This window comes from Flavobacterium sp. (assembly GCF_027484705.1).
Taxonomy (GTDB): Bacteria; Bacteroidota; Bacteroidia; order Flavobacteriales; family Flavobacteriaceae; genus Flavobacterium.
Map to the genome: position 1 here is coordinate 128,872 of NZ_JAIXSL010000012.1, position 15,321 is coordinate 144,192.

Sequence of the window (15,321 nt, forward strand, 5' to 3'; positions counted from 1 at the left end):
TCATTTTTTAAAATTTTTATCACTGAAAAAAGTTGTCAAATCAGTGTCTAAGGCATTTATAATTTTCTCTGCAATTACTATTGAAATGTTTCTTTTCCCCTTTTCTATATCAGAAATATAATTCCGATCCACATTAGAAATATTCGCCAGATACTCAATGGAAAATCCTTTTTCCTCTCTGAGATTTTTGACTTTATTCCCGAATTTTTCTTTAATATCCATAGCGTTTAAAATTAAATTGATGCGGACAATTGACCCGCATACAATCGTATGCACAAAAATTATGTTTTGAACAATCTTATCCATGAAAAAACCCCGGCAATAACGCCGAGGTTTACATCAAATTATAAATTTATTTAGGATATTATTCCAGAAACCTGTGTCAAATTTTTCCCCTCTCAAAAATTATCACACAATCTGTGACAAAAATTTTTCATATAAAAAAATTGTCACAAAAAGTGTGTCAAAAATTTTTCATTTCAAAATTTGCCACAAAACTTGTTGCAAAAATTCGTCACTCAAAAAAATTGCAACAAAAAGTGTTGCAAAATTTTACGACCGCTAAAAATTGCAACAAACTTCGGCATACAATTCTATCCGAAACTTAACCTCACGCTCCAAACGTCCTTAAAGAACAAAACGCCCAACTCTACGCAAACCCGTCTTATTATTTTCTTCGTCGTAAATCACGCAATGCATTTTGCGCGTAGGCTTTAGGAGCAATCACGGAGTGAGGCACGAACGGCTGTGGTTGCGATAGAGGGCCGAGCGTTAAGAAAATGTCCAGTGGACATTTTTAGCGAAGGAGCCAGGTGGCGCGGTGGCCGGATTGGGATGATTTAGGCGAAAATATAAAGACTTGATCTTTTGTTTCTTTTAGCTCACTAAACAATATTTGTCAGAGGTGTTCGCTGAATCTCCTGCGTCGATTTGCATCAAGGCAAAAGAAAGAAACGCTATAAAATCACCAAGGAATATTCGCCTTTTTACTACTAAAATAATTCCCAGGCCCACTATTCCCTCCCAAAGCATTTCCAGTCAAAACCCGATAATTCGGCTGATTCCCCCAAGGCGCAGGCTTATCCTCAATCACCATATCCTCGCCGGTCGCATTCGTGACATAAGGATAAATCTTATTCTGCCAAGCCTGAATCCGCGGAATGCTTTTGCTCGCATGAAAATAATCGTTATTAGGGTTGGCGAGTTCAGTAATGAAATTTTTATACATCGTTTGGTATTGCGGAATCGCCAGTATTTTGGTAATCAGAGGCCTTTGGGTCATATTGCCCCAAGTCAGTGGGTTTTGCGTGCCCGAGTTTGCCATAATCTGCGAAGTCCCCAAAGTATTGTCGTAATCATACGGAATGAAATAGGCTTTGCCGTTCGGTGCAAAATAGAAATAAAAATTATTGCCGTTTGCCCAATAATCGTCCCACATGCCTACCATGACATTGGTCGCATAAGTTCTTAGAAACAGCGGCACGTCCATGCGCTGTTCGATCCAGGTTTGGAACGCTGCGCCGGTTTTGGTGTTGAGGTCGGAGATGAATTGCAGCAATTCCACTTTCGCCGCCGGAAGTTCGTCCTTACGCGTTTTGAGGTCGTAAGCGAAATAGGTCGAAAGCGCCGGGTTGATGTCTACATTTTCTACGCCTATGCTCGCCGTCGATACAAAGTTGGCGTTGTTCGAACCGCTCCAGCCGCCTTTCCAGAGAAAACCTGTTCCGTTGCCCCATTTTGACGCGTTTTTTTGGATGTAAATCTCGTCGATGTTTTCAATCATCGCGTACACGCCGAAATAAGCCGGAGTCGCATCGCCCTGCACTTTGATCGTCACGCGGCAATAAGAAGCTTTGGGCGCCATCCAGCATCCGAAACGGCGGAAAAGATCGTAACAGTATATTTCACGGATGTAAGTCGCATCGTCCTTGAACCATTTGATGTTGAGTTTGTCAAGCCCCATAAAACGTTGTGCGTCGCGGTATTTGGAAAAGTCGAACCCAAAATGGCTGTGGTGCCAATCCGGACTCGTGGCGCTGTGCACTTGGCCAACATCGCCTTCGGGACGTCTTCGGCTCGTATTGCCTTTGAGACGCAAACCGACACTATCGAGTACTACGGTATTGCCTTTGGTGACAAACGTAAATTTCGACACCACTCTTTTGTCGTTGGCAGGATTGAGGTCATAGTTTTCGAGCAGTTTGTTCCATTGTGCCAGCGAAACTTCAATCGTAATCGTTGGCAGCTGCTTGAGGTTGAAAATATCGGTTTCTGCTACTGGCGTCGAAGGACGATTGGCGTCTGAATCGGTGCTCAGCGCGTCATCCGGGTTGCCGCAATAAAATAGGAGTAGCAGTGGAAATATCAGGAATATTTTTTTCATCAAAATGGTTTTTCATAGCAAAAGCTACCAAAGGTACTATATTATTTGAAGCCATTGTTTTCAATGCCTGATGCGGGGGCAATTTTTATTTTAATAATAATTTTATGGGCTTTACACTGAGAACTTTTTCTTAAAGGGTTCATTTTTAAAATAATAACGCAATAATAATTTAAGGATTCATCCCAATCTAAAAACCATGGGTGTTAATATTGTCAATTATTCACTTTGCTTACTTGTATATTAATAAATTGTTATTATTTTTATTAATTATTTGTACAAAAATCATAAACCATAATGAAATACCCAGCTATTCAGAATTACATCAACGGGAAGTTTGTTCCCGCTTCAGGTTCCAAAACCATGAACGTCGTTTCGCCTTTAGACGGCAACCTGCTTTCAACAGTCCCAATGTCAGCCAGCAAAGATTTAGACGATGCCGTAAAAGCCGCTCAGGCCGCGTTTCCGGGATGGAGTAAAACCCCCATCAAAGAAAGAGTTCAAGTGTTCTTCAGGTATAAATTTCTCCTCGAAAAACACCTTAAAGAACTCGCCGAATTGTGCAGCGAAGAAAACGGAAAAACCTACGGAGAATCGGTAGCCGAAATAGAAAAATGTATCGAATTGACAGAATTCGCCACTTCGTTACCGCAATTGGTACAAGGCGAATTGCTCGAAGTCAGCAAAGGCGTTGAATGCAGAACCGAGCACGTGCCACTGGGCGTAGTAGCTTCAATCGTACCGTTCAATTTCCCATCAATGGTACCGAACTGGACGATTCCAAACGCGATTGCTTTAGGAAACTGCATGATCATCAAGCCTTCTGAAAAAGTGCCTTTGAGCTGTGGCAAATTAGCCGAATTATTAAAAGAAGCCGGATTGCCTGACGGTGTGTTCAACGTAGTCCATGGCGATGTAGAAATCGTCAACGCCATCTGCGACCATCCTAATATCGAAGCCGTTTCATTCGTTGGTTCAACCAAAGTGGCAAAAATCGTCTACCAAAGAGCGACCAGCAATTACAAAAGATGTTTGTCTTTAGGCGGTGCCAAAAATCACCTGATGGTATTGCCTGATGCGATTCCAGAAATGACAGCCCAGAACGTAGCCGCTTCAATGTCCGGTTGCGCAGGACAACGTTGTATGGCAGCTTCGGCGATGGTCGGCGTCGGAAACATCGATCACATTGTCGCTAAGATTTGCGATGAAGCCAGAAAAATCATTCCGGGCGAAAACTTAGGGGCGGTCATCAATAAAGAATCACAGGATCGTATTGAAAGTTACATCACCCAAGCCGAAATAGATGGTGCCAAAATATTAGTCGACGGACGCAACGCCAAAGTAGCCGGAAAAGAAAACGGAACCTACGTAGGCCCAACCGTCATCGATTATGTCACCCCAAATATGAGCGTGGCTACCGAAGAAATTTTCGGACCCGTAATCTCCATCATGAGAACCAACACGGTTGACGAAGCCTTAGCGATCGAAAACGCCAACCCATACGGAAATGCCGCAAGCGTCTTCACGCAAAACGGAGGCATGGCGCGTTACATCATCGACAAAGCCAGCGCAGGTATGATCGGCGTCAACGTCGGTGTTCCCGTACCACGCGAGCCGTTCAGTTTCGGCGGCTGGAACGAGAGCAAATTCGGCGTGGGCGACATCACAGGAAAAAGTTCGATAGAATTCTGGACCAAACTCAAAAAATCAACCATCAAGTGGAATGCGGAAGCCGGTGTGAACTGGATGAGCTAAATGTTTAGGAGCTGATCCCGCTTTACGCTACTATCTTTTGCGCCGAACGCCGGCACAAAAGGATAACCGCTGCAATCGGGGCTAGGACATTCCGGTAAATAGAAAACACATTTTAAAAATTAAAAATAGAAATGATTACGAAAGAACAAACAATGACGAAAGAGGAAATCATCAAAGACAGCAAGGAATTCAGTTTATTCTCGTGGTCGGCACAAGCGAGTGTCAACCCAATAGCTATTGAACGTGCGGAAGGCGTTTACCTATACGAATACGGCGGCAACCGCATCATCGACTTCTCTTCAGGACTAATGTCAGTAAACATCGGCCACGGCGACCAACGCGTTACGGCAGCTGTCGTAGAGCAAATGGAAAAAGTCAGTTTCGTGACGCCCTCTTGCACCACGGAAGTACGCGCAAAATTATCACGCAAACTTGCGGAAATCTGCCCGGGCGATTTGAACAAAGCATTCTACACTTTATGCGGAACATCATCCATCGATAATGCGATTAAGCTTGCAAGATTATATACAGGAAGACATAAAATCATCGGTCGTTATCGCGCGTTTCACGGCGGTTCCATTGGCGGTATGACCGTCGGCGGTGACCCAAGAAAACTCGCTAACGATTCGCAACAAATGCCCAACGCAGTGCATCTCGACGATCCGTACTATTTCTTCGGCATGAAAGATTTGGACGACGCAACGAAACTAAGTTTAAGTTTAGAATACGTAGAACGTGTCATTCACTTAGAAGGAAAAACGAACATCGCTGCTTTTATTTTCGAAGGCGAAAGCGGCTCTTCAGGTTGCCTGCATTACCCGAAAGGTTATCTCAAAGGCGTCAAAGCCTTATGTGAAAAATACGGAATCTTATTCGTTGCCGATGAAGTCATGAGCGGTTTCGGGCGCACCGGAAAATGGTTTGGTTTCGAAAACCACGACATTATTCCAGATATGATTTGTATGGCCAAAGGATTGACGGCTTCTTATTTGCCGCTAGGTTGCTTAATGGTTTCTGATAAGATTGCAGAAAAATATGAAAATACGCCGATGATGATCGGACTTACTTACAACGGGCATCCGGTAGCTTTGGCTGCGGCTTTGGCGGTAATTAATATTTACGAAAGCGACCGCTTGATTGAAAATACCCGCGCCATGGGGGCTTACCTCGAATCAAGAATCGAAGCCATGAGAGCACAACATCCAAGTATGGGACCTTTCAGAAATACTGGTCTTTTAGGTTGCCTCGACGTTTTGAAAAATAAAACTACAGGTGAACTTATAGCGCCTTACAACGCTGCCGGTGATGATTTAAAAGTGACCAACCAGATTGCGGCCAAAGTCCGCGAATTAGGATTGTATACGTTTGTGCGTTGGGGTTATATCTTTATCGCTCCGCCGTTATGTGTCACGGAAGCTCAAATCGATGAAGGCTTGGCGATTATCAGCGAAGCTTTAAAAATTTCAGACGCAGCATTAATCTCATAAAATTATTCACCACATAGAAACATAGATTTCTTATTATCCGGAAATCTATGTTTCTATGTGGTAAAAAATAAGCAGACATTGACAAACAAAAGCATCCATTCAGATTCCGCTTTGTATAGCGAAGACCTGGCTCCCGCTACGGCTCAAAACCGCAGCTGGACGACCTGGAATTACGCGGCACTCTGGATCAGCATGAGCCTTTGCATTCCGACTTATATGCTGTCGAGTTCACTCATAGAAGGCGGGATGAATTGGTGGCAGGCGATTCTCACAATCTTTTTAGGAAATACCATCGTACTGATTCCAATGATCCTCAACGGACATGCGGGAGCAAAATACGGTATTCCGTTTCCGGTTTTTGCCAGAGCGAGTTTCGGAACCAAAGGCGCGAACATTCCGGCTTTACTGCGTGCGATTGTAGCCTGCGGTTGGTTCGGCATCCAGACCTGGATTGGCGGTTTCGCGATTTATCAGATGATGCGTTTGTGGATTCCTTCATTGGAAACCCTACCGCAAATTTTCCCGGATTCTTGGGGTTTGCAGACCGGACCGGCGATTTGCTTTTTGGCGTTCTGGCTAATCAATATGTATGTCGTGTATTTGGGCGTTGAGAGCATCCGAAAATTATTGGTATTCAAGGCGATATTTTTACCTGTTGCGGCGCTTGCTTTATTAGCTTGGGCATTGGTGGCCGCGCATGGTTTAGGACCCATATTGTCCACGCCGTCAAAGTTCACAAACACGTCGGATTTCTTCCATTTTTTCTTTCCTGCATTGACGGGAATGGTTGGGTTTTGGGCGACTTTATCGTTGAACATTCCTGATTTTACCAGATATGCGACTTCGCAAAAAGCACAAATCAAAGGGCAGATATACGGTTTGCCGACTTCGATGACGCTATTCGCTTTTGTAGGCGTAGTCGTGACTTCGGCAACCACCATTGTTTTCGGAACGACGATTTGGGATCCGGTGGTTTTGGCCGGAAAGTTCGACAGTAAATTGTTGGTCAGTGCGGCGATGATTGCCGTAGCGATTTCGACATTGGCGACTAATATTGCGGCTAATATCGTAAGTCCGGCAAATGATTTCGCGCATTTCGCACCTTCAAAAATCGACTTTAGAAAAGGTGGATACATTACAGGAATTATAGGAATTCTAATCTTCCCATGGAAACTGATTGCCGATCCGACCGGTTATATTTTCACATGGCTCGTCGGTTATTCGAGTTTGCTCGGACCCGTCGGCGGGATTATGATCGTCGATTATTATTTCATCCGAAAACAAACTTTGATTCTCGAAGATTTATATGACAGTAAAGGCATTTACAGTTTTAATAAAGGCTTCAATAGCTATGCGCTTCTGGCATTGATACTCGGAATTTTACCCAACGTTCCGGGATTTTTAATGACCATCAAAGTGATTTCGACCGATTTGTGCCCTCAATGGGTAACCGGTTTATACAGTTACGCCTGGTTCGTAGGCTTCGGCATCAGCGGACTGGTATATTGGATTGCAATGAAAAATAAAACAAATTGAGCTTAGAATCTAAGCGCCTAATAAAATAAAAAATGAGCATTTTAATCAAAAACGGAAGGGTAATCACAGCAACAGACGATTATGTGGCTGATGTTTACATTGAAGGAGAAATTATTAAAGCGATTGGAGCAAACTTAAACATTAAGGCCGATCAGGAAATCGATGCGAAAGGAAAACTCGTGATGCCCGGCGGAATCGATCCACACGTGCACCTCGACATGCCATTCATGGGAACCTACAGCAGCGACAACTACGAAACCGGAACACGCGCCGCTTTATTTGGAGGGACGACTACAGTCATTGATTTCATCCTGCAAACCCAAGGCAAAAGCTTACAATCCGCATTACAGGAATGGAAAGGTCGAAGCGATAATAACGCGGTTGGCGATTACAGTTTCCACATGGCGGTGACTGATTTCAATGAAGACACCAAAAAAGAAATCCAGCATTTTATAGAAGTTGAAGGCATCACGTCATTCAAAACCTTCATGGCTTATAAAGGCGCCTTGATGATTGATGACCGTCAAATGGTTGGTTTGATGCAAGAAGTAAAAAAACACGGCGGTTTGATCAACGTGCACGCAACCAACGGCGACATGATTGATTTTTTAATTGCCAAACACAAATCTGAAGGGAAACTTTCCCCTTTATACCATTATCTATCGCAACCGGAAGTGACGGAAGCCGAAGCCAGCAGCCGATTCGCTGATTTGGCGGATTACACAGGTTGCCCGGGATATATTGTGCACCTTACTTGTGAAGGCGCACTCAACGCGGTTCGATTCGCAACCAGAAGAAACCAACATGTATTTGTAGAAACTTGCATCCAATATTTGATTTTGGATGCGTCTTTATACGAACAAAATTTTGAAGGTGCCAAATGGGTTATGTCGCCGCCGTTGCGTGAAAAGAAAGACCAAGAAACGCTTTGGGCAGGATTGAATCAAGGTTTGGTGAATGTCGTGGCGACCGATCACTGCCCGTTCATGTGGGAGCAAAAACTCATGGGCAAAGACGATTTCTCTAAAATTCCGAACGGCCATCCGGCGATTGAAAACCGTATGGAATTATTGTTCAGCGAAGGTGTCAACAAAGGAAGAATCACCTTAAACAAATATGTAGAAGTTGCTTCGACGAACGCCGCCAAGATCTTCGGAATGTTTCCCAAAAAAGGAACAATTGCAATAGAAAGCGATGCCGATATCGTCATTTTCGATCCGAATGAAACACATACACTTTCAGCCAAAACACACCATATGAATGTGGATTATAGCGGTTACGAAGGTTGGGAAGTCAAAGGAAAAGTCAAAACCGTTTTATTGCGCGGCCAAGTCGTCATTGACAACAACGAATGTAAAGTAAGCAAAGGTTACGGGCAATTTGTCAAAAGAAATAAAGTAGCAGGAAAAATTTAAAAAAATTATGATGAATTCTAAATTTTGAATTTTGAATGAAGCGCCTGCGGAACATTCACGAATCATTCAAAATTTATAATTCAAAATTCAAAATAACAAACATGGCAAGAATCATAAAATCAGGACTTATTCAGTTAAGTCTCGCCAAAACCGAAGGCGACGGCACCATCCCCGAGATCATGAAGGCGATGGAAGACAAACACATTCCCTACATCGAAGAAGCCGGAAGACAAGGCGTGCAAATTCTGTGCTTTCAGGAAATCTTTAATACACCGTATTTCTGTCCGGGGCAAGACGGTGCTTGGTATGCATCGGCGGAAACAGTTCCCGGCCCAACCACGGAGCGCATGCAGGTTTATGCTAAAAAATACAACATGGTGATCATCGTTCCTGTCTATGAAAAAGAACAGGCTGGTGTTTATTACAACACGGCTGCGGTAATCGATGCTGACGGAACTTACCTCGGCAAATACCGCAAAAACCATATTCCGCAAACCGGAGGATTTTGGGAAAAATATTTCTTCAAGCCGGGCAATTTAGGTTATCCGGTTTTTCAAACGAAATACGCCAAAGTCGGGGTTTACATTTGTTACGACCGACACTTTCCAGACGGTGCAAGATGTCTAGGATTGAACGGCGCTGAAATCGTCTACAATCCATCGGCAACGACTGTTGGGCAATCGCAATATTTATGGAAACTTGAACAACCGGCGCATGCGGTGGCCAATGGTTATTTCATGGGTTGCATCAACCGCGTTGGCGAAGAAAAACCTTGGAATCTCGGACGTTTTTACGGAACGTCTTATTTCGTCAATCCGCTCGGACAAATTATTGCTTGTGCTTCTGAAGACAAAGACGAATTGCTGGTCGCCGAATTCGATTTGGATTTAATCGAACAAATCCGTGGCAAATGGCAGTTCTACCGCGACCGCCGTCCGGAAACCTACAACGAAATCGTAGCACCCTAACATTCAAAATTTAAAATTTACAATTCAAAATATTAAATATGAGTATCAAAAATAACCGATTAACCACCACCGAATACAACGAAAACTTCGCCGACATTCACCCGCCATTCGAAACGGCCGATGCCGCGCTCACCGAAGCCAACCGTTGCTTGTTCTGTTACGATCCGCCGTGTATGAAATCGTGCCCGACGTCGATCAACGTGCCGAAATTCATCAGACAAATCACTACCGATAATATTAAAGGTTCCGCGCACACGATTTTCTCCTCGAACATTATGGGCGCCGGATGCAGCAAAGTCTGTCCGGTCGAGAAATTGTGTGAAGGTGCCTGTGTCTATAATTTAATGGATGAAACGCCAATTCATATTGCGAAACTCCAACGCTATTCAACCGAAAAAGCGATGGCAAACCAATGGCAATTGTTCGAACGCAAACCCTCGACAGGGAAACGTGTCGCTATTATCGGCGCAGGCCCAGCAGGTTTGAGTTGCGCACATACCTTAAGTAGAGAAGGTGTTGAAGTCACGATTTATGAAAAAGAAGCCAAAGGCGGAGGGCTCATGACTTACGGGATTGCCGCTTATAAAGTGACGCCGGAATTCTGTGAGGATGAAGTCAATTATATTACTTCGATTGGTGGTATTTCAATCAAATACAACCACGAATTAGGACGCGATATCACGATTGAAGAACTACAACGCAATTACGATGCAGTCTATCTCGCATTTGGTGTTGGTCTGGCAAGACAACTCGATATTCCGGGTGAAGATTTATTCGGCGTAGTCGATGCCATCAAATTTATCTATGACTTGCGAAACAACGAATATTCCAAAATTGCCGTCGGCGATAAAGTAGCAGTAATCGGAATGGGAATGACCGCAATTGATGCTGCCACCCAAGCCAAAAGATTAGGAGCAAGCGAAGTGCACTTGATTTACAGAAGAACCCAAGACGAAATGCCTTGCACCGAAAAAGAACTCAACATCGCCAAACTCGATGGTTGCAATATCATCTGGCTGGCTGCTCCTAAAGAAGTTTTGGGCGACGGCGAAAATGTAAAACAACTGGTTTGTGATGTCATGAAACTAGGCGAACCCGACGCAAGCGGCAGAAGAAGCCCAATAGCAACCGGAGAAACGTTCACGCTCGATGTCGATATGGTCATTAAAGCCGCGGGGCAAATGCCATTTTCGGAATTGGTCAATACGGAAAATCTTCAAAACAGCAACGGAAAAATTGCTGTACAAGGCAAATCGAAAGCGAGCTTAAACAATGTTTTTGCCGGAGGCGATTGTGTCAACGGAGGCCGCGAAGTCGTCGATGCCGTACAAGCCGGAAAAGACGGAGCCGCCGCGATTTTGAAAGTCATTATCAGCCCGGATTATACCATCGAATCAGAGTTGAAACCAAAATTCAACAACTAATCAGCATTTATTCATTTAAATAAAAAAACATGGCAGATATATCAATAGATTTCCTAGGAATCAAATCGCCGAATCCTTTCTGGCTGGCCAGTGCGCCACCGACCGATAAAAAAATCAACGTCGTCCGCGCTTTCGAAGCAGGCTGGGGCGGCGTAGTCTGGAAAACTTTAGGCTCGCAAGTCAAAAATGTGTCTTCGCGCTACTCTTCCGTGAATTACGGAGGCAAACGCATGATGGGTTTCAACAACATCGAACTCATCAGCGACCGACCGCTAGAAATCAACTTACGCGAAATCACCGAAGTCGTCAAAATGTTTCCCGACCGCGCGATGATTGTTTCCCTCATGGCCGATAACAATCGCACGGCTTGGCACGAACTTATCATGAAATGCGAAGATGCCGGTGCGATGGGCTTCGAACTCAATTTCGGCTGCCCTCACGGAATGACCGAAAGAGGCATGGGCGCCGCCGTTGGGCAAGATCCCGAAATCGCCAAAATGGTTGTAGAATGGGTTATGGAAAAAGCCACAATTCCAGTCATCACGAAACTTACACCGAACGTTCACTCGGTAGTTCCAACGGCACGTGGTGCTGTAGAAGGCGGAACCAACGCATTGAGTTTAATCAATACCATTCAAAGTGTGACCGGTGTTGATTTAGATACTTTAGTTCCCAATCCTTACGTTGCAGGGAAAAGTGTTTTTGGCGGCTATTGCGGACCGGCAGTCAAACCAATCGCCTTGAAAATGTTGACCACCGTAGCACAAGATCCAATCACTTCACGTGTTCCGATTTCTGGAATCGGCGGCGTCAGCACTTGGAAAGATGCTGTTGAATTTATGCTCTTAGGCGCCACTTCCGTACAGGTTTGCACCGCAGCGATGAACCACGGATTCCGCATCGTAGAAGACATGTGCGAAGGCCTCAACAACTGGATGGACGAAAAAGGCTTCGAGAAAACGACCGACTTCATCGGAAAGTCGGTAGAGAAAATCACGCATTGGGAAGACCTCGACATCAATTACCACCACATCGCGAACATCGATCAGGAGAAATGCATCCATTGCGGTTTGTGTTTCATCGCTTGTGAAGATACCTCGCACCAGTCGATCAACGTTGAGCGCGGCCATCCATACAACAATTACACCATCAAAGAAGAAGAATGTGTCGGCTGTAATTTGTGCAAATTGGTTTGTCCGGTCGATGGTTGCATCACGATGGAAGAACACCGCGTCGCTCCCGAATACGTCAACTGGAAAGACTGGCAAGCGAAGGGAATGCCTTTGAATGATCATTAAAAAAAAATATTTTAAATGTTAAATGTTGAATGTTGAATGAGAGAACGTTTTTTCATTCAACATTCAGCATTCAAAATTCAACATAAAATGAAAATTAATTCTTCTCGTCTCCAACAGCATTTCGAAGCCATGAGTCTCATCGGCAAAATCGGAGCAACCGGAACTTGCCGTCCAGCGCATACCGAACTAGAAAAACAAGGATTCGAAATCGCCGCTTCGTGGATGCAGGAAGCCGGAATGAAAACCCGAATCGATAATTTCGGAAACCTTATCGGACGTCTCGAAGGCAAAAATCCAAACCTGCCTTGCCTGATGATGGGCTCACACCTCGATTCCCAACCTTACGGCGGACGATTCGATGGCGTCGCCGGAGTGCTTTGCGCGATTGAAGTCGTGACCACTTTAACCGAAAACGGCATCCAACCCGAAAGACCGATTGAAGTGATTTCATTCGCTGACGAAGAAGGCTGGCGTTTCAACAAAGGACTTTTTGGATCGAGAGGCATTTTAGGAAAACTCGAAGAAGGAGAACTCCAACGTGCCGATAAGGATGGTATCACGCGCGAACAAGCTTTAAAAGATTTTGGTTGCGATGTCTCGAAATTCAAGGAATCTGAATACAAAGAAGGAAGCATTTTCTGTTTCCTCGAACTGCATATTGAGCAAGGTCCGGTTTTAGACTTAGCACACAAACCTATCGGCGTTGTTTCCGGAATCTCCGGCCCGCTTTGGTGGACAGTCAAACTCAAAGGCATGGCGGGGCATACCGGTTCGGTTCCAATGCCAATCCGTAAAGACGCCTTGATGGGTGCTGCGGAAATTATTGTTGCGGTAAATGATATTGCGACGCAAATTCCGGGTGCTCCAACAGTCGGAACCGTTGGAACGATTCAGGTGTTTCCGGCCTCAAGGAATATCATTCCTGAAGAAGTGATTTTCACCGTAGACCTACGCGACATCGATCTACAACGTAGAAACCGTTACGAAAAACAACTGCGCGACTGCATCGAATCGATTACAAAAAAGCACCAACTCACGTATTCCATTTCAGAAGATACCAAAAGCGATCCGCGGTATTGCGCCGATTGGATTAAAGAAATCATCCACGGACAATGTGAAGCCTTAAACCTCGACGCGCCTGAACTCATGAGCGGTCCTTTCCACGACGCTTTGGCGTTATCGTATGCTTGTGACTACGGAATGATTTTCGTGCGCTGTAAAGACGGCATCAGCCACAATCCTTTAGAGTATTCGTCTTATGAAGACCTTGCGCTTGGGGCCAACGTAATGCTGGGAACTGTGCGTGATATTTTGAAGAAGTAAAGGATTTCGAAACATCATCAATATCTATAAAATAAGCCACTTGAAAAGTGGCTTTGTTGTTTTTGTTCTTCCGTAAATCTCAGTGGCCTCGCCAAGAATCGAACTTGGATCTAAAGTTTAGGAAACTTCTATTCTATCCGTTGAACTACGAGGCCTTTGTATAAATAAAAAAAGGCTGTCATTTCTGACAGCCTTTCTGCTTTTGCTCCCTCTCTTGGGCTCGAACCAAGGACCCTCTGATTAACAGTCAGATGCTCTAACCAACTGAGCTAAGAAGGAAAGTGTATTTCACTTTTAAAGCGGTGCAAATATAGTACGAAAATTATTTTACACAAACAAAATAACGTAAAATTTCAAAAAAATATTATTTGTGGAAAATGGCTTTATAAATATCGTTTCCATTGGCAAACAAAAGCAAGCCAATAAGTAATACGAAACCAACCATTTGAGCATTTTCCATAAACTTATCGCTAGGTTTTTTTCCGGTAATCATTTCGTAAATTAAAAACATCACATGGCCGCCATCGAGTGCCGGAATGGGCAATAAATTCATTACACCAAGCATGATCGAAAGTAAAGCGGTGATGTTCCAGAATACTTCCCAGCTCCAGGTTTTTGGGAAAATATCGAAAATCGCCTTAAAACCGCCGACGCCTTTATAAGCACCCGTACTCGGTGTGAAAATCGCTTTAAGCTGTTTTCCATAACCCGCGAGTTGGTTTTTCCCTTTTTCAATCCCAACCGGAAACGATTCAAAGAAGCCATATTGCTGTTTGCTGAAATGGTATAATCCCAATTTCTCAAGGCTTTTAACACCTAATGAAGCCGCGAAAACCCCTAATTTTCCTTCTTTGTTGATGTAAAGGCTTACGGGAACTTCTTTTTCATCGCGCAATACAACCGCATCAAGCTTTTTGTCTTTGTTTTGTTTGGCGATTTCAACGACCTGATCGGCATATTGTGTTGGAATCCCGTTCAAGGATTTGATGATGTCTTTCGGTTTCAGGACTTTATTGTTCGCCGAAGAATCCTCAGCGACTTTGCCTACCATAAAAGGTTCTCTCCAATCTATGAAAGGTCTTTTCTCGCCTTTGAGCAGTTTGTCGATGAGATCAACCGGTAAGTTGATTTTTTGTTGTGCGCCATTGCGTTCGACCAAAACCGTTTTGGCAAAAAGAATTTTATTGGGAACATCGTTGAATTTGGATACTTTTTCATCATCGATCTCAAGGATTTTATCGCCGGTTTTAAAACCCATATGTTCGCCTACTTCGGAAGTGACGGCAATTCCGTCTTTCAACTCGCTGTTGTTCAGGTAAAGGTCGCCATAGAAGAAAGTCATGCCGATGTAGATGACAAAAGCCAAAATAAAATTAACCGTTACGCCTCCCAACATGATGATCAGACGTTGCCAAGCCGGTTTCGAACGGAACTCCCAAGGTTGCGGCGGAAGTTTCATTTGCTCCTTGTCCATACTTTCGTCGATCATTCCCGAGATTTTTACATAGCCACCCAAAGGCAGCCAGCCGATGCCGTATTCGGTTTCACCGATTTTCTTTTTCAGCAAAGAATATTTGATGTCGAAGAAAAGATAGAATTTTTCAACCCTGGTTTTAAAAAGTTTGGCCGGGATGAAATGCCCAAGTTCGTGAAGTATAATGAGTAAGGATAAGCTCAATAAAAATTGAGATAGCTTGATAACGATTTCCATAATGTAAATTTCGGTTCTTTTTGA

The 15,321-nt window shown here is 44.1% G+C and carries 11 protein-coding genes and 2 tRNA genes; 8 read left to right on the forward strand and 5 right to left on the reverse strand.

What is annotated here, in order from left to right; translation table 11 throughout:
• Together Q0058_RS07315 and Q0058_RS07320 are read right to left on the reverse strand one after the other, a co-directional pair.
• Positions 1-222: a helix-turn-helix transcriptional regulator gene (locus Q0058_RS07315; protein WP_298222395.1), complete on the reverse strand. Its 222-nt coding sequence runs from the start codon at positions 220-222 to the stop codon at positions 1-3.
• A gap of 742 nt (positions 223-964) precedes the next feature.
• Positions 965-2,383 carry a CotH kinase family protein gene (locus Q0058_RS07320; protein WP_298222397.1) on the reverse strand — a complete coding sequence of 473 codons (1,419 nt, stop codon included), beginning with the start codon at positions 2,381-2,383 and terminating at the stop codon, positions 965-967.
• A gap of 294 nt (positions 2,384-2,677) precedes the next feature.
• Between Q0058_RS07320 and Q0058_RS07325 the strand changes: the two genes are divergently transcribed.
• The 8 genes from Q0058_RS07325 (at position 2,678) to Q0058_RS07360 (ending at position 13,586) form a co-directional block, all read left to right on the forward strand.
• A complete protein-coding gene (locus Q0058_RS07325) occupies positions 2,678-4,135 on the forward strand; it encodes a CoA-acylating methylmalonate-semialdehyde dehydrogenase (protein WP_298222399.1) in 1,458 nt (485 codons plus the stop codon).
• A gap of 131 nt (positions 4,136-4,266) precedes the next feature.
• The gene (locus tag Q0058_RS07330; RefSeq protein ID WP_298222401.1) at positions 4,267-5,622 is read left to right on the forward strand and encodes an aminotransferase class III-fold pyridoxal phosphate-dependent enzyme; all 1,356 of its coding nucleotides are present in this window, start codon (positions 4,267-4,269) and stop codon (positions 5,620-5,622) included.
• 78 nt (positions 5,623-5,700) lie between these two features.
• Entirely contained in the window at positions 5,701-7,158 is a 1,458-nt protein-coding gene (locus Q0058_RS07335) for an NCS1 family nucleobase:cation symporter-1 (protein ID WP_298222403.1), read from the forward strand.
• Between the two features lie 32 nt (positions 7,159-7,190).
• Positions 7,191-8,573, forward strand: a complete 1,383-nt coding sequence (gene hydA / locus Q0058_RS07340) for a dihydropyrimidinase (RefSeq protein WP_298222405.1) — start codon at positions 7,191-7,193, stop codon at positions 8,571-8,573.
• 101 nt (positions 8,574-8,674) lie between these two features.
• A complete protein-coding gene (locus Q0058_RS07345; RefSeq protein ID WP_298222407.1) occupies positions 8,675-9,541 on the forward strand; it encodes a nitrilase-related carbon-nitrogen hydrolase in 867 nt (288 codons plus the stop codon).
• A gap of 38 nt (positions 9,542-9,579) precedes the next feature.
• Positions 9,580-10,965 carry an NAD(P)-dependent oxidoreductase gene (locus tag Q0058_RS07350; protein ID WP_298222410.1) on the forward strand — a complete coding sequence of 462 codons (1,386 nt, stop codon included), beginning with the start codon at positions 9,580-9,582 and terminating at the stop codon, positions 10,963-10,965.
• A gap of 29 nt (positions 10,966-10,994) precedes the next feature.
• Entirely contained in the window at positions 10,995-12,263 is a 1,269-nt protein-coding gene (gene preA / locus Q0058_RS07355) for an NAD-dependent dihydropyrimidine dehydrogenase subunit PreA (protein ID WP_298222412.1), read from the forward strand.
• A gap of 87 nt (positions 12,264-12,350) precedes the next feature.
• Positions 12,351-13,586, forward strand: coding sequence for a M20 family metallo-hydrolase (locus Q0058_RS07360; protein WP_298222414.1), 1,236 nt, complete (start codon positions 12,351-12,353; stop codon positions 13,584-13,586).
• An 83-nt stretch (positions 13,587-13,669) separates the two neighbouring features.
• Here Q0058_RS07360 and Q0058_RS07365 read toward each other — a convergent pair.
• The 3 genes from Q0058_RS07365 to rseP form a co-directional block, all read right to left on the reverse strand.
• Positions 13,670-13,741: transfer RNA gene (locus Q0058_RS07365), tRNA-Arg, on the reverse strand.
• A gap of 50 nt (positions 13,742-13,791) precedes the next feature.
• Positions 13,792-13,865, reverse strand: a tRNA-Asn gene (locus tag Q0058_RS07370).
• An 85-nt stretch (positions 13,866-13,950) separates the two neighbouring features.
• Complete coding sequence (gene rseP, locus Q0058_RS07375; RefSeq protein WP_298222416.1) at positions 13,951-15,297, reverse strand: RIP metalloprotease RseP; 1,347 nt, start codon at positions 15,295-15,297, stop codon at positions 13,951-13,953.
• Positions 15,298-15,321 lie beyond the last annotated feature (24 nt).

Coding starts and splice junctions, on each gene's coding strand:
- Q0058_RS07315 (WP_298222395.1), bottom strand. CDS start 222: ATGGATATTAAAGAAAAATTCGGGAATAAAGTCAAAAATCTCAGAGAG.
- Q0058_RS07320 (WP_298222397.1), bottom strand. CDS start 2,383: ATGAAAAAAATATTCCTGATATTTCCACTGCTACTCCTATTTTATTGC.
- Q0058_RS07325 (WP_298222399.1), top strand. CDS start 2,678: ATGAAATACCCAGCTATTCAGAATTACATCAACGGGAAGTTTGTTCCC.
- Q0058_RS07330 (WP_298222401.1), top strand. CDS start 4,267: ATGATTACGAAAGAACAAACAATGACGAAAGAGGAAATCATCAAAGAC.
- hydA (WP_298222405.1), top strand. CDS start 7,191: ATGAGCATTTTAATCAAAAACGGAAGGGTAATCACAGCAACAGACGAT.
- Q0058_RS07345 (WP_298222407.1), top strand. CDS start 8,675: ATGGCAAGAATCATAAAATCAGGACTTATTCAGTTAAGTCTCGCCAAA.
- Q0058_RS07350 (WP_298222410.1), top strand. CDS start 9,580: ATGAGTATCAAAAATAACCGATTAACCACCACCGAATACAACGAAAAC.
- preA (WP_298222412.1), top strand. CDS start 10,995: ATGGCAGATATATCAATAGATTTCCTAGGAATCAAATCGCCGAATCCT.
- Q0058_RS07360 (WP_298222414.1), top strand. CDS start 12,351: ATGAAAATTAATTCTTCTCGTCTCCAACAGCATTTCGAAGCCATGAGT.
- rseP (WP_298222416.1), bottom strand. CDS start 15,297: ATGGAAATCGTTATCAAGCTATCTCAATTTTTATTGAGCTTATCCTTA.